A 20,471-nucleotide genomic window follows, 5' to 3' on the forward strand; every position below is an offset into this window, starting at 1 on the left:
CACACTGGACACATGCCTGAGCTTCCTGAGGTCGCGGCGATCGCGGACTACGTCGACGGGCGCGCGGCCGGTCTGCCCATCCGGCGCGTCGATGTGGCGTCACTCGCGGTGCTCAAGACCGCCGACCCGCCCTATTCCGCCCTCGCGGGGCGCATCGTCGAATCGGTGAGTCGCATCGGCAAGTACCTGGTCATGCGCACCCTGCCGGGGCCCGACGACGACGCGGCCGCCGAACCACTCGTCGTGCTCGTCATCCACCTGTCCCGGGCGGGTTGGCTGCGCTGGAGCGACCAGCTGTCGCAGACACCGCCGCGGCCGGGTGGGAAGGGGCCGATCGCTCTCCGCGTGCATTGTGGCCTTCCCGGTGAGGGATTCGACGTCACGGAGGCCGGCACACAGAAGCGCCTGGCGGTGTGGATCGTGCGTGATGTCGGCGAGGTGGAGCGGATCGCCACGCTGGGGCCGGACGTGCTGGCGATGGGCCGCGACGAGTTCGGTGCGATCCTGGCCGGGTCTTCGGGCCGGATCAAGAACGTGCTGACCGACCAGCGAACCGTGGCCGGTGTCGGCAACGCCTACTCCGACGAGATCCTGCACACGGCCAAACTGTCGCCGTTCGCATCGGCGAAAACCCTGGACGACGCGCAGGTGGACATCCTCTACGACACGATCCGGTCGGTGCTCACCGACGCGATCTCCCGGCTCGAAGGGCAGGAGGTGGCGCGCCTGAAGTCGGAGAAGCGCACCGGTCTGCGCGTGCACGCCCGGACCGGTCTGCCGTGTCCGGTGTGCGGTGACACCATCCGCGAGGTCGCGTTCACCGACCGGTCGTTCCAGTACTGCCCGACCTGCCAAACCGGTGGGAAGGTGCTCGCCGACAGGCGGATGTCGCGCCTGCTGAAATAGCGACCCGGTAGGTTGGGGAGCCGTGAAAACGACCACACGGCAGAAGATCCTGATCACCGGCGCGAGTTCGGGTCTCGGTGAGGGGATGGCGCGCCGCTTCGCCGACGACGGGCGGGCGCTGGCGCTGTGCGCACGGCGGCTCGAGCGTCTCGACGAGCTCGCCGTCGAACTGCGGCCGCGGGCAGCGCAGATCGCCACCGCTCGTCTCGACGTCACCGACACCGACTCGGTACCAACAGTTTTCGCAGCTCTCGCGGACGAACTCGGCGGATTGGACCGAGTCATCGTCAACGCGGGACTGGGCAAGGGTGCGCCGATCGGTACCGGCAAGGCGGCCGCCAACATCGAGACCGTCCAGACCAATCTGGTCGGCGCGTTGGCCCAGGCGGAGGCGGCGCTCGAGATCTTCCGCGCCCAGGGACGCGGGCACCTGGTGCTGATCAGCTCGATGAGTGGCATTCGTGGCCTGCCGAAGGCGCAGGCCGCGTACTCCGCGTCCAAGGCGGGACTCTCCGCGCTGGGACATGGACTCCAGGCGGAGTTCGCCGGGTCGCCCATCACCGTTTCGGTACTGCTGCCGGGCTATATCGAGACCGACATCAACCGGGGCGTCGAGACCGCGTTGATGACCGACACCGACAGCGGTGTGCGTGCGATGGTCGCGGCGATCGAGAAGGAAACCGCGTGGGCGCCTGTCCCGACCTGGCCGTGGCTGCCGATCGCCGGCGCGCTCCGTCTGCTGCCCTCCGCGATCACCCGCAGGTTGGTCTGACGCGCGCGGAGCCGGCCAGAACAGGCTCAGCCGGTGGGCGGCGGGGATGCGGACGGTGACGGGGCGGGCGCCCAGACGACCGGTGCGCTCTGGTAGTCCAGCGCCGGGTCCGATGTGGTGTCCGCCCAATAGATCACCTGCTCGAGCCGCTGCTCGGGATCAGCAACAGAGACGAGGCAGGTGGCGTACGACTCGCCGCGACTCATCTGCTCGGGCGGCGTGGACTGGGGGCACTCGGCGAGACCCGGTGTCGGCGCGAGGGTGAGGGTCGGTGTCATGCCGTCGGCGCTGCCGCTGAGGCCGATCACCGATGGAGCCGGGGCCGGGCGGTCGGCCAGCGAGGTCACCGTCACGTAGAGGAAGTATGCGACGCCGCCGTCGGTGACGTCGTCGGGGACGCCGGTACCCGGCGTGATTCCGGTGACGGTGAACATGGCGCGCCGACCGGCGGCGGCGAAGGCGTTGGCCGGCAACACCGCGGATTCACCGAACGCCAGACTCGAACCCGGTGCCGAGCGGGGCGCCTGACCCGCGGGCACGGACACCGACGCGCTGGTGGGCACCGAGGTCGGGGCCGGACCGTCGGGCGTCGACGACGAACAGGCGCCGATCGCGAGCACACCGACGATCGTGGACACGAACACACGCCGCCTCGCACGCGTCGCGGGACTGAGGGTCACGTTGCGTAAGGTAGCCGATGTGTCGTCGAAGCAGGGACAGGTTGTGGCCAATGGCGCATTTCAGCTGTTCGGTGCGCGCCGGCGCGCCGATGTGGGCGAGGTCCTGACCGACGTCTTCGGTCGTGACGACATCGCGGCCCTCGGTGCGGATTGGCGCGGCATCGTGTATTTCACGCTCGACGACGACGCCGAGATCGATGCGGACACCGTCGTCGGGTTCGATCCGTCCAGCGGCAGCAGCGGGCCGTTGGCCTCCGTCGGAGAGGTGCTTACCGCGGTCCGCAACGGGGACATCGCCGACGCCGTCGACGTCGCCAGTTTCGACGCCTGGCGCACCGCGACCGGTCAACGGTCGATCGACATGGGTGACTGTGTGCCGCCGTCCGTCCACGAGTTCATGGGTGGCGATCCGGCCGAACGTTCAACGGAGCCACAGGATCTCGTCACCTTCATCGCCGTGGCCGCCGCACTCATGGGGCGGCTCGAGAAGCTCGGTGTCGAACCCGGTGAGGAGATCCCCGACGAGGTGTTCGACGAGACCCGGTGGCAGTAGCCCCGACGCGATTCTCGCTGGTCGAGTAGCCGAGACGCCCCATCCGCCGGTCGAGTAGCCGAGACGCCCCCAACCGCTGGTCGAGTAGCCGAGGCGCCCCCAACCGCTGGTCGAGTAGCCGAGGAGCTTGCGACGAGGCGTATCGAGACCTCGGGACCGGTACTCGATCTCGATACGCACGCTCGCCTGGGGGGCTCGCGGGCTACTCGATCATCGGGTGGGGCGAGCGTCGCCCCAACCGACTACGCAGAACGCCCGCGATGCCCGCGGTACCAGCGGACCAGGGCGTCGGTGGACGAATCGTCCTGGGCCGGTGGCGATTGCCCGTCGACGATGACACCCAACAGTTCCTTCGCCTGGGTCTTGCCGAGCTCGACGCCCCACTGATCGAACGGGTTGATGCCCCAAATCGCGCCCTCGACGAACACCTGATGCTCGTACAGGGCGACCAGTTGGCCGACGACCGACGGCGTCAACGTGGGCGCGAGAATCGAGGTGGTCGGCTTGTTGCCGGGCATCACCTTGTGCGACACCACGTTCGGCGGCACACCTTCGGCCGCGATCTCGTCTGCGGTCTTACCGAAGGCCAGCACCTTCGTCTGCGCGAAGTAGTTGCTCATCAGCAGATCGTGCATCGATCCGGTGCCGTCGGCGGTCGGCAGATCGTCGGTGGGCTCGGCGAAGCCGATGAAGTCGGCCGGGATCATCCGGGTGCCCTGGTGGAGCAGCTGGTAGAAGGCGTGCTGTCCGTTGGTGCCGGGTTCTCCCCAGAAGATCTCACCGGTGTCGGTGGTCACCGGATGCCCGTGGGCGGTCACGGATTTGCCGTTCGACTCCATCGTCAGCTGCTGCAGATATGCCGCGAATCGGGCCATGTCGTTGGAGTAGGGCAGCACCGCGCGGGTCTGGGAATCCCAGAAGTTGTTGTACCAGAGGCCGATCAGGCCGAGGACGACCGGAGCATTCTGCTCGAGCGGAGCGGTACGGAAATGCTCGTCGACGATGTGGAATCCGTCGAGGAACTCGCCGAAGCGTTCCCTGCCGATCGCCGCCATCACCGCCAGGCCGATCGCCGAGTCCACCGAGTACCGGCCGCCGACCCAATCCCAGAACCCGAACATGTTGGCGGTGTCGATGCCGAACTCGGCGACCTTCTCGGCGTTCGTGCTGACCGCGACGAAGTGCTTGGCCACCGCGTCGTCGCCGGCGCCGAGCGTCTTGAGCAGCCACGTCCGTGCGGCTGCTGCGTTGGTCAGCGTCTCGAGGGTGGTAAAGGTCTTGGACGCGATGATGAACAGGGTCGTCTCGGCGTCGAGGTCGGCGAGGGTGCCGACCATGTCGGCGGGATCGACGTTGGAGACGAAGTGGCAGCGGATGTTCGAGTCCACATAGTGCCGCAGTGCCTGATACACCATCACCGGCCCCAGGTCGGAACCGCCGATGCCGATGTTCACCACGTCGGTGATCGGCTTGCCGGTGTGTCCCTTCCATTCACCGGAGCGCAGCTTGTCGGTGAACTCGCCCATGGCCGAGAGCACTTCGTGGACGTCGGCGACCACGTCCTGTCCGTCCACCGTCAGGTTGGCGTCGGCCGGAAGCCGCAACGCGGTGTGCAGCACCGCGCGATCCTCGGAGGTGTTGATGTGCTGGCCTGCGAACATGTCGTCGCGTCGGTCCTCGAGCCCGGCCTCGCGGGCCAGACTCGCGAGCAATTCCAGGGTTTCGCGCAGGACCCGATGCTTGGAGTAGTCGATGTGCAGGTCGCCGACGTCGATCGTCAGCTCCCGGCCGCGATCGGGGTCCGCGGCGAAGACCTCGCGGAGGTGCATCGCGTACACGTGGGGTTGGTGGGCGGCCAGAGCTTGCCAGGATTGCGTTGCGGTGATGTCGTCGTGGTCACTGATGTCGAAGTCGCTACCTGAGACGTGACTCATGCACTCACCCTATGCGGTCATGCGTCGGTGCGCGACGGCTCGGATGGCGCCGACGAGTGGTGTCCGGGAGTGGCACGTGGGGCGCTGGATGGTCGGGAGCATCACCACTCGGGACCGTCGACTGGATTATCCAATCGGACATGCTCTGCGGTGATGCGGACGGACACCTACCGCCCGAGCGGACCGCGCCCGAGACGCAGTAACAACATCGCCAGGGTGTGGCCCTCTTGGCCGAGTTCCGCGAACCGGTCGAGAACCTTCACCTCGCGGCTGTGAACCAGGCGGGTGCCACCGGAGGCCATGCGCGCGGCGCCGATCTTCTTCGAGACCGCCGATCGCCGTTTGACCGCCGCCAGGATCATCGAGTCGAGTCGATCGATCTCGAGACGCAACTCGTCGATGTCGGAGGCCAGGGTCGACACGTCGTCGGACAGGTCGTAGGCATCGGCGTCGAAAGGCGTGGATGCGCGGGTCTGCTCGTCGGGTGTGTTGGCGTCGGTCACGCGCACGATTTTGCCACGCGCGCAGTGCGCCGTGAGACTGGACCGCATGCTCAGCAGGCGGACGGTCGCAACGGCGGCGATCACCCTGATCGTGGCGCAGCTCGCCATCCGCGCCTGGCTCGCCGGAACCGGCAACTTCTACTGGGACGATCTCGTCCTCATCGGGCGGGCGTCGTCGAATCCGATTCTGAGCTGGGACTACCTCGGTCACAGTCATGACGGACACTTCATGCCTGCGGCGTTCCTGGTCGCGGGGGTGACCACGGTGATCGCTCCGGTCAACTGGGTGGTCCCGGCGATCACGCTCGTGGTCCTGCAGGGCCTGGCCTCGTTGGCCGTCTGGCGGATGATTCGGGTGCTCGCGCCGCGTGCGGGGATCGGGGCTCTGGCCGCGTTGGCGTTCTACCTGTTCACACCGATGACGGTGCCGGCCTTCGCGTGGTGGGCGGCCGCGTTGAACTCGCTGCCGATGCAGGCGGCGATGGCGTGGATCGTCGCCGACGCGGTGCTCCTGGTGCGGTCGCGGGGACGACCGGATGCCCGGCTGCTCGTCGTCCGGTCGTCGGTCGTTTTCGTGTTGGCCCTGGCGTTTTTCGAGAAGTCGCTGTTCATCCTGCCGGTCGCATTCCTCGCCGCGGTGCTGTCCGCGCGCCGGTTCACCGACAGCGGTGACGCGCCGGACATCGAGACGTCGCCTGCCGGGGCGCCCCAGCGCATCGACAGCGCCCTCACCCGCGCGTTCGTCGGCGCACGAACGTTGTGGGTCGTCATGGGCGCGATCTTCGTGGTGTGGGTGCTGATCTTCTTCTCGGTGTCCGACGCCACCGCGGGCGAACACTCGATCGGACAGACCGTGCGGCTGGTGTGGCGGTCGATCAACAACGCGGTCGTGCCGTCGTTCGTCGGCGGTCCGTGGCAGTGGGACCGCTGGATACCGAGTCCGCCGATGGGTTTCGCACCGACGTGGATGATCGTGCTGGGCTGGCTGGTCGTCGCGGCTCTGGTGACCTGGGCGGTCCTCGCCCGACGCGGGTCGATCGCTGTGGTGGCGTGCACGATCGGTTACCTGGTGGTGGCTCAGCTCCCCGTGATGTGGAACCGTTCGAGCACCAACACGGCTCTCGAACTCGCGCAGACCATGCGCTACCTTCCCGACACCGCAGTCGTCGTGACCATCGCGATCGCGCTGATCGTCGCCTCACCCCCAACGGCACGCGCGGCCACCGGTCGTCATACCGGGACGGCCTCGGAGCATGGGCGTGTCGTGGTCGCGGTGACTGTCGTCGGCGGGCTCCTGATCGCGTCGGCGACCATCTCGCTGGTCGGGTTCTCCACATCGTGGCGCGACAACCCCACCGGGGACTACCTCGCCAATGCCAAACGTTCGCTGGCCGCCCATCAGGAGCAGACGATGTTCGACCAGGCGTTGCCGCTCGAGGTCCTCCTCCCCGTGGCGTATCCGAACAACCAGATCAGTCACACGTTCGGTCGCTTGTCGGACCGGCCGCAGTTCGGGGTGACGACGGATCGGCTGCAGGTTCTCGACAGCAACGGGAACATGGTCGCCGGTGCCGTGACGCCGGCTCGGACGATCCGGCCGGGTCGCGGCGCGTGCGACCGGCCGGAGGTCACCGGCCCGGCGCGGTTGCGGCTGTCGGGCCCGTTGTTGCGCTGGCGCTGGACCGTCGCCGTCAGCTACTGCGCGAACCAGGCCGGCGAGATCGAATTGTCGCTCGACGACGGTGATCCGGTGCGTGTACCGGTCGACGCCGGCCTCCACGTGGTGTACGTGCAGCTCGAAGGTCAGGGTGAGCGCATCGCGATCCGGCCGGTGACCCCCGGGCTCACCCTGCACACCGGCGAGGGTCGCGTCGGTGAGGTCGCCGACGCGCGGTTCGTCGGCTGACAAACGCCGTACCGCGACATCACTGTTCGACCGGTGTCGAGAAGACGGTGATGTCGTCGAAGTCGACTCCCTCGGTCAGCGCGAGCAGACGTAGAGCCGATGCCAGCTCGGGTTCGGCTGTGACATAGGTGATCTCGCGGTCACCCGCGGCCGCCACCTGGGCGTCGAGTTGCTGCGTGAGCAGGTCCGTGCCCGCCCAGTCCGCATCCAGGCGCCCGCCGGTGATGTGCTCGGCGTAACCCGGCGCGAACGCCACGAACAGGTTGCCCTGCGGTCCCACGCCGTCGAACACGTAGTCGCCGACCTTGACTCCGTAGCTACTGGGGAAGCCGACCACCTGATCGTTGTACCGTGCGGCCTCCGCCTGCTTGATGCCCGTGCGCACCAACGAGATCGGCTGCTTGCTGGACTCTTCCTGACTGTCGATGTACTCGTTGAGGTCGCCCTCGGTCGAGTCGACGAACGGGAGGTACTGCAGCGTGGGAATCGCCCGGACACCGCGTGCACCCTGGGGGAGATCGGTGGCCGCACACCTGGTATCGGCGCGCCCGCCGAACGGGGTGGTGAGAACCCGGGTACAGGTGCCGCCGCGTTCGCCGGGCCGCCCGTCGTCGACCGCGTAGCGCACGGTGATCCCGAAATTGACGTGGCCGTTCACCGGTCGCATCTCGTCGGCGACCTCGGGGTTGAGCGCGCCACTGGCAGTGATGGTGAAACCGCACGAGGCGGGTGTGCACGATCCGGTCGCGCGGGTGGTGATCGGATTGTCCGCCAGCGGGACCGCCGGGGCGGGGATGCTCAGGAGATCGGGGACCAACGCGCGTTCGTCCGCGTACAGCGTGGCGAGGTCGTCGGGCGCCAGCACGGTGACGTCGGTGTCGATGCTGACGTGGATGCCCTCCCGCTCGAACTCGCCGGTGATGTGGGTGACTTGTTTGGTCGACGGATCGAACGTCGTCTCCATCGACCCGACACGCAGGGTGTCGGCGTCGACGGCGGTGATCACGGGGTCGCTGGTGGGCCAGAACCGGGCGTCCGGTGTGCCCTGATTCGGTGCCGGGAGTTCCAGGCCGAGTTGGGGTGGCTCCACACGTTCGGTGTTGCCGATACGGCCGGCGAGCAGTGCCGGCGACAGGAGATAGCCGAGGTCGGGCAGGCCGGAGTAGCGCAGATCGGTCCAGGTGTCGTCGACCGCGCCGAGGTCGAGGGCGGAGGCAACCGGCGCACCGTCGAACAGGTCGGTCCACACCCGCGACGGACCCTTCAGATACCGGTAGTTGCCGATCTGTCGGTACTCGGCGGGCGTCGAGTTGTAGGCGATCTCGCCGTCGGCGTTCTTCGTCGCCGCGACCGTCAGGTCGGTGAACTCCACCGTCTGCGGATCGGAGTCGGGCGCATCCGACGTGGTCGTGAGGGTGCCCGTGTATCGGGCTCCGGGACTTCCACCGAGGCCGAAGGCCACCTCGTCGAGGTTCTTCTGGGCGGTGAACACCGCGGTGGGTGATGCGGAACCGTCGGTGGGGAAGGGCACGAGGGACAGCACGACCCCGGCGACGAGCGCCACCACGCCGATACCGAACAGAACCGCGGGACCGGCTATCGACCGTTGGCGCATCGCAGACCTTTCCAGGTGCCTCGACGACCCCCGCGGTCGTCGGTGTGACCAGCAGATCATGCCGGACCCGGCGGGCGACATGCACCGGATGAATGACCCGGCGACGCCTCCCCCGATTCGGGCATATCGTAACCGCCGGTCACCGACCTACGCCGGGGGTGTCGGCGCTCGGGGGTAGCCTTGTCTCCTGATGACAAGCTCCACCCGCGCGACGGCCGCCGGTACTCCGACAGCCCGGTCCGCCGACACCTCCGATGACCCCACCGCCCGCCTGCTGGCCGATCTGAATCCGCAGCAACGTGCGGCGGTGCTGCATGCCGGTTCACCGCTGCTCATCGTCGCCGGCGCCGGGTCCGGCAAGACGGCCGTGCTCACACGGCGTATCGCGTACCTGCTCGCCGAACGGGACACCACTCCCGGACAGATCCTGGCGATCACGTTCACCAACAAGGCGGCGGCGGAGATGCGGGAGCGGGTGATCGACCTGGTCGGGCCCCGCGCGGCCTACATGTGGGTCTCCACCTTCCACTCGACCTGCGTCCGCATCCTCCGCGCGCAGTCCGCCCTGCTCGGCGCACGGAACTCCAACTTCTCGATCTACGACTCGGACGACTCGAAGCGCCTGCTGGGCATGATCATCCGCGACATGGATCTCGACCCGAAGAAGTTCAGCGCCCGCGGCGTGGCGGTGAGCATCTCGAATCTCAAGAACGAGTTGATCGACCCCGACGAGGCGCTGACGAAGGCCGGCGAGGGCGAGCCGTCGGTGTTGGTGATCGCGCAGATCTACGCCGAGTACCAGCGGCGCCTGCTCGCGGCCAACGCGTTCGACTTCGACGATCTCATCGGCGAGACCGTGTCGTTGCTGCAGCGCCATCCGGAGGTGGCCGAGTACTACCGGCGCCGGTTCCGTCATGTCATGGTCGACGAGTACCAGGACACGAACCACGCCCAGTACGTGTTCGTCCGCGAGCTCGTCGGCGAGGAGAACACCGACTCGCCGGTGCCGCCGTCGGAGTTGTGCGTGGTCGGCGACGCTGATCAGTCGATCTACGCGTTCCGCGGGGCGACCATTCGCAACATCGAGGAATTCGAACGCGACTACCCGAACGCGGAGACGATCCTGCTCGAGCAGAACTACCGCTCGACGCAGACGATCCTGTCGGCCGCCAACGCGGTGATCGCCCGCAACGAGAACCGCCGGGACAAGCGGCTGTGGACGGATTCGGGCGACGGTGAGCTGATCGTCGGGTACGTGGCCGATTCGGACCGCGACGAATCCCTGTTCATCGCCAAGGAGATCGAGGATCTCACCGACTATTCGATCGGCGGCTCCACGAGTCACTCGTACTCCGACATCGCGGTCTTCTACCGCACCAACACCGGTTCACGGCCCCTGGAAGAGGTGTTCGTCCGGCACGGCATCCCGTACAAGGTGGTCGGCGGCACCAAATTCTACGAACGCAAAGAGGTCCGCGACGTCGTCGCCTACCTGCGTGTGGTGGCGAATCCCGACGACTCGGTGAGTCTGCGGCGCATCCTCAACACCCCGCGACGGGGGATCGGCGATCGGGCCGAGGCATGTGTGGCGGTGCATTCGGAGAACCGCGGCATCAGCTTCTACGAGGCGCTTGTCGAAGGTGCCGAGGGCAAGGTGGGGATGCTGAACACCCGTGCGGTCAAACAGATCGGCGGCTTCGTCGAGCTGATCGAAGGTCTGCGCAACGACTTCCTCGCGACGTTCGGGGCGGCCGGTGACGCCGCCGAAGACGTCGCGGTCGTGGACGCGACCGAGGAGGGCGCCGACATCGGCGAACTCGTCGACGCCATCGTCGAGCGCACCAACTACCGCGCCGAACTCGAGGCATCGCGCGACCCCCAGGACGGTGCGCGGCTCGACAACATCAACGAATTGGTCGCCGTGGCAAGAGAATTCAGTGCCGAAGCGGCGGGGCTGGCCGCCGACGACGGAATCGACCTCGATGACCTCGACGACGTCGACGCCCCGGTGGGTGACGGCGAGCCCGAGCCCGGATCCCTGGCCGCGTTCCTGGAGAAGGTGTCGTTGGTCGCCGACGCCGACCAGGTGCCCGACGAGGGCGAGGGAGTGGTGACCCTCATGACGTTGCACACGGCGAAGGGGCTGGAGTTCCCCGTCGTGTTCGTGACCGGTTGGGAGGACGGCCATTTCCCCCACATGCGGGCATTGGGTGATCCTGCCGAGCTCAGTGAGGAACGCCGCCTCGCCTACGTGGGCATCACCCGCGCGAAAGAACGGCTCTACCTGACCCGGTCGATGACCCGGGCATCATGGGGTCAACCGGTGTCCAACCCGGAATCCCGTTTCCTGCAAGAGATTCCGCAGCATCTGCTGGATTGGCGACGAACCGAGCAGTCCCGATCGGCGGGCCGTCGGTTCGGCTCGTCCGGCGGTGTGTTCGGGCGCGGTGACTCCGGATTCGGCAGTGATCGGCTCGGCCGGTCGTCGTACTCGTCGGACCCGACGCGCGGCCGAAACAAGCAGGTGCACTACGACATCGGCGACCGGATCAACCATCCGAAGTACGGCATGGGCAAGGCCGTCGCGAAGGAGGGGAGTGGTGCCACCGAACGCATCACCTTCGACTTCGGAGGCAGCGTCGGCCGCGTCACGCTCCTGACCGCCGGTGGTCTACCCGGCGACAAGCTGTAGTCCAGCCTTCCGCAACCGCACCAGAGGCTCCCAACGCCATCAGCACGGAGGTCGACTGGGCGCTAGATTTCGTCGAGTGTGCACACCATCCCGACTTCGTTAGCCGAGTTCTGAACCCGTGTGCACACTCGACGAAATCTAGCGCCCAGTCGACACGAACTGCTAACCCAGGCGACAACCTACGCCCAGTCGACCTCCGTGCTGATGGCGTTGGCGGCCTAGGTGCGGTTGGGAGCGTTGGGTGCGGTGGCTAACTACCGTAGGCGGACAGCTGAACGCCGTGCTCGGCCAGCCACGGTGTCGGGTCGACCTTGGTGGTGCCGTTCTTCCAGACCTCGAAGTGCACGTGCGGGCCGGTGGAGAAGCCTTCGTTGCCGACCAGGGCGATGACGTCGCCCGCGGTCACGTGCTGGCCCTTCTGGACCAGGACGCCGGAGGACGACATGTGGCCGTACATGGTGACGGTGCCGTCTTCGGCGCGGATCTGCACCCAGTTGCCGTAGCCGGAGGCCGGGCCGGCGTCGATGACCACACCGTCGGTGACGGCGTGGATCGGGGTGCCCAGCGGGGCTGCGAGATCGATACCGCCGTGGAAGCTGCCCCAGCGCATCGCGAAGCTCGACGTGAAGTCGTACTGGCCCATCGGGATGGGCGAGGCGAACATGGGACGGCGGGCCAACGCCTCGCGACGGTCCTCCTCGGCGGCCATGGCCTTGCCGACGGCGAGCTGCTCGGAGTAGCCGCTCATGTCCTTGGTGGGGGCGGTGGCAGCGAGTCCCGGTCCGAGATCGGGCGTCTCGCCGGTGGTGCCGACGTTCGCGGTGTTCGACGGCGCGGGCGCATCGATGCTGTCGGTGGAGCCGACCTGGGCGACGGCGGCGACAGCGGCGCCGGCGGCCATGGCGATGAGTGCGGCACGACCGCCCTTGAGGGCGGTCGGTGGGGCGCTGATGCGGTGCTTCCCGCCGCGGCGGGCCGGAGCGGAGGCGGGGCGGGTGCGGAACGGCTTCTCGTCGCCCTCCACACGCATCGGGAGGTCGTCGCTCTCGGTGCTCGTGAGGGCGTAGTTGTCGAGGCGGGCGCCGTCGATGTCGAACGGTTCGTCGTGCTCGTAGCCGTCGAACTCGCTCTCCGGGATCAGGATGTCCTGGGTGATCTCGGAACGGGTCGGTCGGTAGTAGCGGTCCCACGACGCGGGATCCCACGTCTGGTCCGTGGACTCCCACGCGGGCGACTCGGCGGTGAACTCATCGATCGGGATGATCGTGGTGACTTCCGTGCCGGAATGATCTTCGTCGCGGGCGGCGGGGTGCCCGGTGGTCGTGACCGACCGGCCTGAGAAACCAGATCCCGTCAAATCGTCCACCTCATCTCTTTACTGCCGAGGACTACCCGTTGCCGTCCGTAATCCTTTTGTGACCAACTGCCAGCCGACGGTAACGAAATGATTGCGGCAAGTCCAACGCAGGGACCCGAAAACCCGGCAATCTGTGAGCCGCATCACAGCGGATCGAACCGGAAAGTGGCGTTCGTCCGAATACGGCGCGGGCGGCCCGTCTGTCGGCGGACAATCTATGAGAGCACGCGTCGGCCACGCCCGGACGCCCCGGGTCGCTTTGTCGTGGCCCATCCGACCGAGCGAGTGATCTGTCGCACAAGCGCCGGGTGTGCCGACAAAGCCCATACGCGGCAGGTTTAGAGTCCGATATGGCCCGCACAACACCCCTGCGGTGTACATCCTTCCGCGGTCAAATCTACGAGATGGTGAGCTGAATGGATCTCTTCGAATACCAGGCGAAGGAACTCTTCGCCAAGCACGAGGTGCCCACCTCGGCCGGTCGTGTCACCGACACGGTCGCCGGGGCACGTGAGATTGCCGAGGAAATCGGCAAGCCCGTCATGGTCAAGGCCCAGGTCAAGGTGGGTGGCCGCGGCAAGGCCGGCGGCGTCAAGTACTCCAAGGACGTCGACGAGGCCGTCGCGAACGCCGAGGCGATTCTCGGCCTGGACATCAAGGGCCACGTCGTCAAGAAGCTGCTGGTCGCAGAGGCGAGTGACATCGCCGAGGAGTACTACATCTCCTTCCTGCTCGACCGCACCAACCGCACCTACCTGGCCATGTGCTCGGTGGAGGGTGGCGTCGAGATCGAGGTCACCGCGGAAGAGAATCCCGACGCCCTCGCCAAAATCCCCGTCGACGCCGTCAAGGGTGTCGACCTCGCGTTCGCGCGCAGCATCGCCGAGGCCGGCAAACTGCCTGCCGAGGTGCTCGACGCCGCAGCCGTCACCATCCAGAAGCTCTGGGAGGTGTTCATCAAGGAAGACGCCCTGCTGGTCGAGGTCAACCCGCTGGTGCGCACCCCCGACGACCAGATCCTCGCCCTCGACGGCAAGGTCACCCTGGACGCCAACGCCGACTTCCGCCAGCCCGGTCACGAGGCGTTCGAGGACAAAGAGGCCACCGACCCGCTCGAGCTCAAGGCCAAGGAGAACGACCTCAACTACGTCAAGCTCGACGGTCAGGTCGGCATCATCGGCAACGGCGCGGGGCTGGTCATGTCGACCCTCGACGTCGTCGCCTACGCCGGTGAGGCCCACCAGGGTGTCAAGCCGGCCAACTTCCTCGACATCGGTGGCGGCGCCTCCGCCGAGGTGATGGCTGCGGGCCTCGACGTCATCCTGGGCGACGAGCAGGTCAAGTCCGTGTTCGTGAACGTCTTCGGCGGCATCACCGCCTGCGACGCGGTCGCCAACGGCATCGTCGGCGCGCTGCAGAAGCTCGGCGACGAGGCGAACAAGCCGCTTGTCGTCCGGCTGGACGGCAACAAGGTCGAAGAAGGCCGCAAGATCCTGGCCGATGCGAACCACCCGCTGGTGACGCTGGCCGAGACCATGGACAGCGGCGCCGACAAGGCCGCCGAACTGGCGAGCAAGTAGGAGCAGCAGAATGTCCATCTTTCTGAACAAGAGCAACAAGGTCATCGTCCAGGGCATCACCGGCGGTGAGGGCACCAAGCACACCGCCCTGATGCTCAAGGCAGGCACCAACATCGTCGGCGGCGTCAACGCCCGCAAGGCCGGCACCACCGTCAGCCACGACGGCGGCGTGGAGCTGCCGGTGTTCGGGTCGGTGTCGGAGGCCATGAAGGAGACCGGCGCCGACACGTCGATCGCCTTCGTGCCGCCGAAGTTCGCCAAAGACGCGATCATCGAGGCCATCGACGCCGAGATCCCGCTGCTCGTCGTGATCACCGAGGGCATCCCGGTGCAGGACAGCGCCTACGCCTGGGCCTACAACCAGTCCAAGGGCAACAAGACCCGCATCATCGGGCCCAACTGTCCGGGCATCATCACGCCGGGTGAGTCGCTGGTCGGCATCACGCCGAACAACATCACCGGCAGCGGCCCCATCGGTCTGGTGTCGAAGTCGGGCACGCTGACCTACCAGATGATGTACGAGCTGCGTGACATCGGCTTCTCCACCGCCATCGGCATCGGCGGCGACCCGGTCATCGGCACCACTCACATCGACGCCATCGAGGCCTTCGAGAAGGACCCCGACACCAAGGTCATCGTGATGATCGGTGAGATCGGTGGCGACGCCGAGGAGCGTGCCGCCGACTACATCAAGGCCAACGTCTCCAAGCCGGTCGTCGGCTATGTCGCGGGCTTCACTGCGCCCGAGGGCAAGACGATGGGCCATGCCGGCGCCATCGTGTCCGGCAGCTCGGGCACCGCGCAGGCCAAGAAGGAAGCCCTCGAGGCCGCCGGCGTGAAGGTCGGCAAGACGCCGAGCGAGACCGCGAAGCTCGCCCGCGAGCTGTACCAGGGCCTGTAGCCCACAGATCGAAGGATGTAGCCGTTGTTCCCGTCTCGCGGGGGCAACGGCTACATCTCTTTGTGCTCCTTGCGCGTGTGCGATGTCTACGATTCATCCGTGGGTCATGACAGCAAGGTGCCGAGAGGTGCCGTGCCCGCCATCGGGGCGGTGGCGCTCGGCGCCCGGGCAGTGGTGGCGTCGGCGCGCATCGGCGCGGCCGGTGCCGGGTTCGTCCTGCGACTCCCCGTCGTCGGGCCGTTGGGCCGCAAGGGCATCGAGCGCCTCGACGCCGAGGGCGACCGAGTCCTGGCGGCCGTACCCGCTCTGGTCGACCGGGTGCGATCCCTCGTCGTCGTGGTCGTCACAGCGGTGATCGAGGAGTTGGACCTGACGACGTTGGTGCGCGAGAACGTCGATCTGAACGCGATCGCCGAGGCCCTCGACATCGAGGCGGTTCTCGACCGCGTCGACCTCGACGCAGTGATCCGAGATCGGGTCGATCTGAACGGGGCGGTCGCCCTGGTGGACCTCGATGGTGTCGCGGCGAGAATCGACATCGACGGCATCGCGGCGCGGATTGACATCGATGCCATCCTCGGCCGGGTCGACCTGATCGGGTTGGCCGACGAGATCATCGAGGGGGTCGATCTGCCCGACATCATCCGCGAGGCCAGTACATCGGTCACCGCCGACGTCATGACCGACGTCCGCAGCACGAGCGAACGTGCCGACGACGCCGTCGCGCAGGTCGTCGGCCGCATCCTCCGGCGGGCACGGGAGACGACGCCCGATGACTGATCAGCACCGTCCCGCCGCCCACCACGCACTTCATTCCCCTGCGGTACACGACACCGACAAGAGCGCCGGGATCGTCAGCCGTGGCGTCGCCGCGTTCGTCGATCTGCTGGTCGTGCTCGCGATCCTGAGCGGCGCCTACCTCGGATACGCCATGGTGCGCTTGCTGTTCAGCATCCGCGACTTCTCGTTCCCCCAGCCGAATGCAGTGTTCACCGCCACCGGGTTCATCGTGGTCTCGGTCGGCTATCTCGCACTGTGCTGGGCGGTGTCGGGCCGCACTTTCGGTTCGGTGGCGATGGGCTTGCGCGTGGTCAACCACAAGGGCAGTCGACTGAAGCCGGTGGCAGCGCTGTTGCGCGCGTTGATCTGCGTCTTCTTCGCGATCGGATTGCTGTGGGTCGCAGTGCATCCGCAGCGACGGTCGGTGGCCGACATGATCCTCCGTACGCGAGTGGTCTACTCGCGCTGACCCGCTGCGCGCTCTGCCTCGGATTTGAGCGCGGTCAAGCCCTTCTCGAAGTCCTTCCCGAGCATGCGGTCGAACAGGCCCAGCGGAGCTGCGATCCGGGAGAACAGTGAGTGCGGCCCGGTCATCGTCCACGTCACCTCGGTCATCGCCTCGCGAGGGGCGAGGGTGAACACGCTGGTGCTGCTGGATTTCATGGGCTTCTCGAAGGTGACGGCAACCGCGACACGGGTGGGTGTGGTGTCCTCGACGATCTCCATGGTTCCTTTGCCCGCCTTACCATTTCCGGACCACGCATACTTGGCGCCGACTCCGCTCTCGGCGCCGGAGTATTCGCGATGCAGATCAGGGTCGATGTCCTCCCACGGTGACCAGCGCCGCCATTCATGGAGGTCGACGATGAGCGGATAGATCTGGTCGGGCAACGCTGCGATCGTTTCGGTCCGGGTCACGGTGTACTCGCCCATGGTGATCTCCTGTCTCGGTGATGGTCGCATGCAGTATGACCGAGGTGACGCGCAAGATTCATCGTCATGCCCGGGACTAGGGTGGAACCGTGACCGACCCACTTCGCGTCGACGCCCGCACGTTGGTCGAACTCCTCGTCGACGAGGGCACCTGGATCAGCTGGGATGCGCCTGCGGTGTGGGAGCCCGATGACCCCGACTATCGGGCCGCTCTGGGCCGGGCACGCGACCGCACGGGTGTCGACGAGTCGGTGATCACCGGCGCCGGTCGGATGCGCGGTGTGCCGGTTGCGCTGGTGATCAGCGAGTTCGGGTTCCTCGGCGGATCGATCGGCCGCACCGCAGGTCAACGTGTCGTCGCCGCCATCGAACGGGCCGCCCGTGACGAACTACCCGTGGTGGCATTGCCGGCGTCGGGTGGTACCCGGATGCAGGAAGGCATCTCTGCCTTCCTGCAGATGGTCGCGATCACCGGGGCGGTCAACGCGCACAAGGCGGCAGGTCTGCCGTACATCGTGTATCTGCGGCACCCGACCACCGGCGGGGTGTTCGCGTCCTGGGGTTCGCTCGGCCATGTCACCTGGGCGCAGCCGGGAGCGCTGATCGGGTTTCTCGGTCCGCGTGTCTTCGAAGGGCTGACCGGCCACGCGTTCCCGGACGGTGTGCAGACGTCGGCAAACCTGCACCGCCACGGCCTGATCGACGCCCTGGTCACCCCGGATGAGCTGGCCGACGCCCTCGGCCCGGTCCTGCGACTGCTGAGCACCGGCGGTGCCGAAAAGCCGTCGAGGATGACACCTGCCATCGTCGACCCGACACGCGAGGTGTGGCCGTCGGTCCTCGCGACACGCGATCCTCACCGCCTCGGTATGGCAGACCTGCTCGCGCCCGACAGGTCGGCGGTGTTGCGGGGCGATGCGCCGATCTGGTTGGCGCTGAGACGATTCGGCGGACGAGTCGCGGTCGTGATCGGACAGGACCGTCGGCGTCAGGCAGGCGGTGATCTGATCGGCCCGGCAGATCTGCGAGCGGCGAGGCGTGCGATGGAATTGGCCACGGACCTGCGGTTGCCCGTGGTCACCGTCATCGACACGCCGGGTGCCGAACTGTCCCCGGCCGCAGAGGAGGGCGGGCTTGCCGGCGAGATCGCCGGGTGCACATCGGAATTGATCGCGCTGCCGGTGCCCACGGTGTCGGTGCTGCTCGGTCAGGGCGCCGGAGGGGCGGCGCTGGCGTTGTTCCCGACCGACTTCCGGGTCGGTGCTGTCGACAGCTGGTTGTCGCCGCTCCCGCCGGAGGGGGCCAGCGTCATCGTGTACCGCGACACCGAACACGCCGCGCAGATGGCCGAGGCGCAGGGCATCGCCGCGAGCGCGCTCTACGTCGACGGCACCCTCGATCACCTCGTGGACATCTCTGCCGACCACGGCATGGACGTGCTGGAAGCCGTGATCGCCGACGAACTACGGAGTCGATCACGTCCGTCGGTCCGGCGTCGGACCCGCACCCCCGGCGGTGGTCGGTGACGCGGCGGGTCGTCGGCGTCGGCGCGATCGTCTGGGACACCGCAGACAGGCTCCTGTTGGTGGAGAGGGGTCGCCCACCGCAGGCAGGTCGATGGACCGTGCCCGGTGGCAAGGTCGAGCCGGGTGAGTCGCTGCCCGCCGCTGCGGCCCGGGAGGTGTTGGAGGAGACCGGCCTTCACGTACAGGTGGGTGTCGAAGCGTGGGTCGTCGACATACCGGGCGACGACGATGTGGTGTTCGAGGTACACGATTTCGTCGCCGAGGTGCGCTCGGGAACCCTGCGGGCAGGGGATGACGCGGCCGACGCGCGGTGGGTGCCGGTCGCCGAGCTGCAGCGTCTGCCGTTGACAGATGGACTGGTCGAACACCTGACGCGGTACGGCCTGATGCGCTGAGCAGCGACTTCGACATGGCGACGATTGCCGAGCAAGCTGGGTACGTGACGGGCGGGCCCCGCCCCATGGGAACAGGCGCCCGTGCGACAACACGCCTCGATGAAAAGGACGACATGACCGAACTGCTGCCCCTCGATCCCGACCAGTTGCTCACCACCACCCGCTCGGTGCGCAAGCGACTCGACCTGGAGCGGCCGGTGGAGCTGGAGGTGGTCCGCGAGGCCCTGGAGGTGGCGCTGCAGGCACCATCCGGCAGCAACAGCCAGACCTGGCACTGGATCGTTCTGACCGACCCGGAGGTCAAACAGAAGGTCGCCGACCTGTATGCGAAGTCGTTCGCGGCGTACTCGGCCAATCAACCGGGGAAAGACGCGACGGCGCAGCGGGTCAGGTCGAGTGCGCAGTATCTCGCCGACACCATGGGTCAGGTGCCGGTGCTGGTGATCGGCGCGATCTACAGCGGCGGTGAGCTGTCGAAGGGGAATCAGGCCGGGTTGTGGGGATCGCTGCTGCCCGGAGCCTGGAGCCTGTCGCTCGCACTGCGGGCCCGCGGTCTGGGCTCGGCGTGGACGACGCTGCACCTGGCTTACGAAAAGGAGATCGCCGAGATCCTCGGTATCCCGTCGACCGTCCACCAAGGTGTTCTGCTGCCGGTCGCGTACACCAAGGGCACGGACTTCAAACCCGCCGGCCGCAAGCCGCTCGACGACATCCTCCACGTCAACCACTGGTGAGGTGCGGCCGGGCCGCCGACCGGGCCGGTAGAGTCCGAATGCACCATGACCACCTCGCCCTCCGCTGAACAGCCGCCGCGCACGCGCCGAGGTCAAGCGAAGGCCGCGCGCCGCGCAGAGCTGCTCGAGGCCGCCGCGAGACTGATGGCCGAACGCGGATTCACCGGGGTCACCCTCGAGGACATCGGGCGCGCCGTCGGCATCAGCGGCCCGGCGATGTACCGGCACTTCTCGTCGAAGACCGACCTGCTCGACCAGATGCTCGTCGACATCAGCCAGCGGCTTCGCGACGGCGGCGCCGAGGTCGTCGAGGGCGCGACAGATCCGGAGCAGACCTTGCGCGAGTTGATCCGCTTCCACATCGACGTTCTGGTCACCAAACCGGACCTCATTGCCGTGCAGGACCGCGACCTCACCTCGCTGACTCCCGCCGCCAACCATCAGGTGCGCTCTCTGCAGCGGCGATATGTCGAACAGTGGGTCGACGTGCTGCTCGCAGTGGACGACGCTCGTCGCGCCGGGCTGTCCCGAGCGGAGGCTCGCGTCCGCGTCCATGCCACCTTCGGACTGCTCAACTCGTCACCGCGGCTGCCGCCGTTCGCGCCCGACGATCTGAGGGCGTTGCTCACGACGATGGCGTGGGCGGCCTTGGTGGCGCCTCGCGGGTGAGTGGCGTCGGGCGGACGAATGATCTGTGCGGTGCC

The 20,471-nt window shown here is 67.4% G+C and carries 19 protein-coding genes; 13 read left to right on the forward strand and 6 right to left on the reverse strand.

All coding sequences use genetic code 11. The annotated features are described in order from the left end of the window. Positions 1-12: 12 nt before the first annotated feature. Together V1Y59_RS14060 and V1Y59_RS14065 are read left to right on the forward strand one after the other, a co-directional pair. Positions 13-906: a DNA-formamidopyrimidine glycosylase family protein gene (locus V1Y59_RS14060; protein WP_330505588.1), complete on the forward strand. Its 894-nt coding sequence runs from the start codon at positions 13-15 to the stop codon at positions 904-906. 22 nt (positions 907-928) lie between these two features. After that, a complete protein-coding gene (locus tag V1Y59_RS14065) occupies positions 929-1,678 on the forward strand; it encodes an SDR family oxidoreductase (RefSeq protein WP_330505589.1) in 750 nt (249 codons plus the stop codon). 26 nt (positions 1,679-1,704) lie between these two features. On the opposite strand, the gene V1Y59_RS14070 is transcribed toward V1Y59_RS14065, so the two are convergent. Then, the gene (locus V1Y59_RS14070) at positions 1,705-2,358 is read right to left on the reverse strand and encodes a hypothetical protein (protein WP_330505590.1); all 654 of its coding nucleotides are present in this window, start codon (positions 2,356-2,358) and stop codon (positions 1,705-1,707) included. A 19-nt stretch (positions 2,359-2,377) separates the two neighbouring features. Between V1Y59_RS14070 and V1Y59_RS14075 the strand changes: the two genes are divergently transcribed. Beyond that, on the forward strand, positions 2,378-2,911 hold the full coding sequence (locus V1Y59_RS14075) for a hypothetical protein (RefSeq protein ID WP_330505591.1): 534 nt from the start codon (positions 2,378-2,380) through the stop codon (positions 2,909-2,911). Between the two features lie 242 nt (positions 2,912-3,153). On the opposite strand, the gene pgi is transcribed toward V1Y59_RS14075, so the two are convergent. Further along, complete coding sequence (gene pgi, locus V1Y59_RS14080; RefSeq protein WP_330505592.1) at positions 3,154-4,845, reverse strand: glucose-6-phosphate isomerase; 1,692 nt, start codon at positions 4,843-4,845, stop codon at positions 3,154-3,156. Between the two features lie 167 nt (positions 4,846-5,012). Beyond that, positions 5,013-5,348 carry a chorismate mutase gene (locus V1Y59_RS14085; RefSeq protein WP_330505593.1) on the reverse strand — a complete coding sequence of 112 codons (336 nt, stop codon included), beginning with the start codon at positions 5,346-5,348 and terminating at the stop codon, positions 5,013-5,015. 46 nt (positions 5,349-5,394) lie between these two features. Between V1Y59_RS14085 and V1Y59_RS14090 the strand changes: the two genes are divergently transcribed. Further along, on the forward strand, positions 5,395-7,254 hold the full coding sequence (locus V1Y59_RS14090) for a hypothetical protein (RefSeq protein ID WP_330505594.1): 1,860 nt from the start codon (positions 5,395-5,397) through the stop codon (positions 7,252-7,254). A gap of 19 nt (positions 7,255-7,273) precedes the next feature. Here V1Y59_RS14090 and V1Y59_RS14095 read toward each other — a convergent pair whose 3' ends face one another. Beyond that, a complete protein-coding gene (locus V1Y59_RS14095; protein WP_330505595.1) occupies positions 7,274-8,869 on the reverse strand; it encodes a hypothetical protein in 1,596 nt (531 codons plus the stop codon). A gap of 190 nt (positions 8,870-9,059) precedes the next feature. On the opposite strand from V1Y59_RS14095, the gene V1Y59_RS14100 reads away from it, so the two are divergent. Further along, positions 9,060-11,561, forward strand: coding sequence for a UvrD-helicase domain-containing protein (locus tag V1Y59_RS14100; RefSeq protein WP_330505596.1), 2,502 nt, complete (start codon positions 9,060-9,062; stop codon positions 11,559-11,561). 250 nt (positions 11,562-11,811) lie between these two features. Here V1Y59_RS14100 and V1Y59_RS14105 read toward each other — a convergent pair whose 3' ends face one another. Beyond that, a complete protein-coding gene (locus tag V1Y59_RS14105; RefSeq protein WP_431309174.1) occupies positions 11,812-12,927 on the reverse strand; it encodes a M23 family metallopeptidase in 1,116 nt (371 codons plus the stop codon). Between the two features lie 407 nt (positions 12,928-13,334). On the opposite strand from V1Y59_RS14105, the gene sucC reads away from it, so the two are divergent. The 4 genes from sucC to V1Y59_RS14125 all read left to right on the forward strand — a co-directional run bounded on the left by sucC (position 13,335) and on the right by V1Y59_RS14125 (position 16,648). Further along, positions 13,335-14,498 (forward strand): ADP-forming succinate--CoA ligase subunit beta, encoded by a 1,164-nt coding sequence (gene sucC, locus V1Y59_RS14110; RefSeq protein WP_330505597.1) that lies wholly within the window; start codon positions 13,335-13,337, stop codon positions 14,496-14,498. A 10-nt stretch (positions 14,499-14,508) separates the two neighbouring features. Next, positions 14,509-15,399, forward strand: coding sequence for a succinate--CoA ligase subunit alpha (gene sucD / locus V1Y59_RS14115; RefSeq protein WP_330505598.1), 891 nt, complete (start codon positions 14,509-14,511; stop codon positions 15,397-15,399). A gap of 99 nt (positions 15,400-15,498) precedes the next feature. After that, positions 15,499-16,179: a hypothetical protein gene (locus tag V1Y59_RS14120; RefSeq protein WP_330505599.1), complete on the forward strand. Its 681-nt coding sequence runs from the start codon at positions 15,499-15,501 to the stop codon at positions 16,177-16,179. Further along, positions 16,172-16,648, forward strand: a complete 477-nt coding sequence (locus V1Y59_RS14125; protein WP_330505600.1) for an RDD family protein — start codon at positions 16,172-16,174, stop codon at positions 16,646-16,648. Before V1Y59_RS14120 ends, V1Y59_RS14125 begins: the two co-directional genes overlap by 8 nt. Here the strand turns inward: V1Y59_RS14125 and V1Y59_RS14130 are convergent. Continuing rightward, on the reverse strand, positions 16,636-17,112 hold the full coding sequence (locus V1Y59_RS14130) for an SRPBCC family protein (protein ID WP_330505601.1): 477 nt from the start codon (positions 17,110-17,112) through the stop codon (positions 16,636-16,638). The genes V1Y59_RS14125 and V1Y59_RS14130 overlap by 13 nt on opposite strands. A gap of 89 nt (positions 17,113-17,201) precedes the next feature. Between V1Y59_RS14130 and V1Y59_RS14135 the strand changes: the two genes are divergently transcribed. From V1Y59_RS14135 to V1Y59_RS14150, 4 genes are all read left to right on the forward strand, one after another. Then, positions 17,202-18,638, forward strand: a complete 1,437-nt coding sequence (locus tag V1Y59_RS14135; RefSeq protein ID WP_330505602.1) for a carboxyl transferase domain-containing protein — start codon at positions 17,202-17,204, stop codon at positions 18,636-18,638. Next, entirely contained in the window at positions 18,635-19,033 is a 399-nt protein-coding gene (locus tag V1Y59_RS14140; RefSeq protein WP_330505603.1) for an NUDIX hydrolase, read from the forward strand. Before V1Y59_RS14135 ends, V1Y59_RS14140 begins: the two co-directional genes overlap by 4 nt. Before the next feature lie 113 nt (positions 19,034-19,146). Beyond that, on the forward strand, positions 19,147-19,767 hold the full coding sequence (locus V1Y59_RS14145) for a nitroreductase family protein (protein WP_330505604.1): 621 nt from the start codon (positions 19,147-19,149) through the stop codon (positions 19,765-19,767). A 45-nt stretch (positions 19,768-19,812) separates the two neighbouring features. Continuing rightward, positions 19,813-20,436, forward strand: a complete 624-nt coding sequence (locus tag V1Y59_RS14150; RefSeq protein ID WP_330505605.1) for a TetR/AcrR family transcriptional regulator — start codon at positions 19,813-19,815, stop codon at positions 20,434-20,436. Positions 20,437-20,471: the final 35 nt, after the last annotated feature.

This window comes from Gordonia prachuapensis (assembly GCF_036350515.1).
In the GTDB taxonomy this organism is placed as follows: Bacteria; Actinomycetota; Actinomycetes; order Mycobacteriales; family Mycobacteriaceae; genus Gordonia; species Gordonia prachuapensis.

Bases quoted from the DNA above. Each gene is read 5' to 3' on its own strand.
- V1Y59_RS14150 (WP_330505605.1), top strand. From the start codon at position 19,813: ATGACCACCTCGCCCTCCGCTGAACAGCCGCCGCGCACGCGCCGAGGT.
- V1Y59_RS14095 (WP_330505595.1), bottom strand. From the start codon at position 8,869: ATGCGCCAACGGTCGATAGCCGGTCCCGCGGTTCTGTTCGGTATCGGC.
- V1Y59_RS14060 (WP_330505588.1), top strand. From the start codon at position 13: ATGCCTGAGCTTCCTGAGGTCGCGGCGATCGCGGACTACGTCGACGGG.
- sucC (WP_330505597.1), top strand. From the start codon at position 13,335: ATGGATCTCTTCGAATACCAGGCGAAGGAACTCTTCGCCAAGCACGAG.
- V1Y59_RS14125 (WP_330505600.1), top strand. From the start codon at position 16,172: ATGACTGATCAGCACCGTCCCGCCGCCCACCACGCACTTCATTCCCCT.
- V1Y59_RS14100 (WP_330505596.1), top strand. From the start codon at position 9,060: ATGACAAGCTCCACCCGCGCGACGGCCGCCGGTACTCCGACAGCCCGG.
- V1Y59_RS14145 (WP_330505604.1), top strand. From the start codon at position 19,147: ATGACCGAACTGCTGCCCCTCGATCCCGACCAGTTGCTCACCACCACC.
- V1Y59_RS14130 (WP_330505601.1), bottom strand. From the start codon at position 17,112: ATGGGCGAGTACACCGTGACCCGGACCGAAACGATCGCAGCGTTGCCC.
- pgi (WP_330505592.1), bottom strand. From the start codon at position 4,845: ATGAGTCACGTCTCAGGTAGCGACTTCGACATCAGTGACCACGACGAC.
- V1Y59_RS14090 (WP_330505594.1), top strand. From the start codon at position 5,395: ATGCTCAGCAGGCGGACGGTCGCAACGGCGGCGATCACCCTGATCGTG.
- sucD (WP_330505598.1), top strand. From the start codon at position 14,509: ATGTCCATCTTTCTGAACAAGAGCAACAAGGTCATCGTCCAGGGCATC.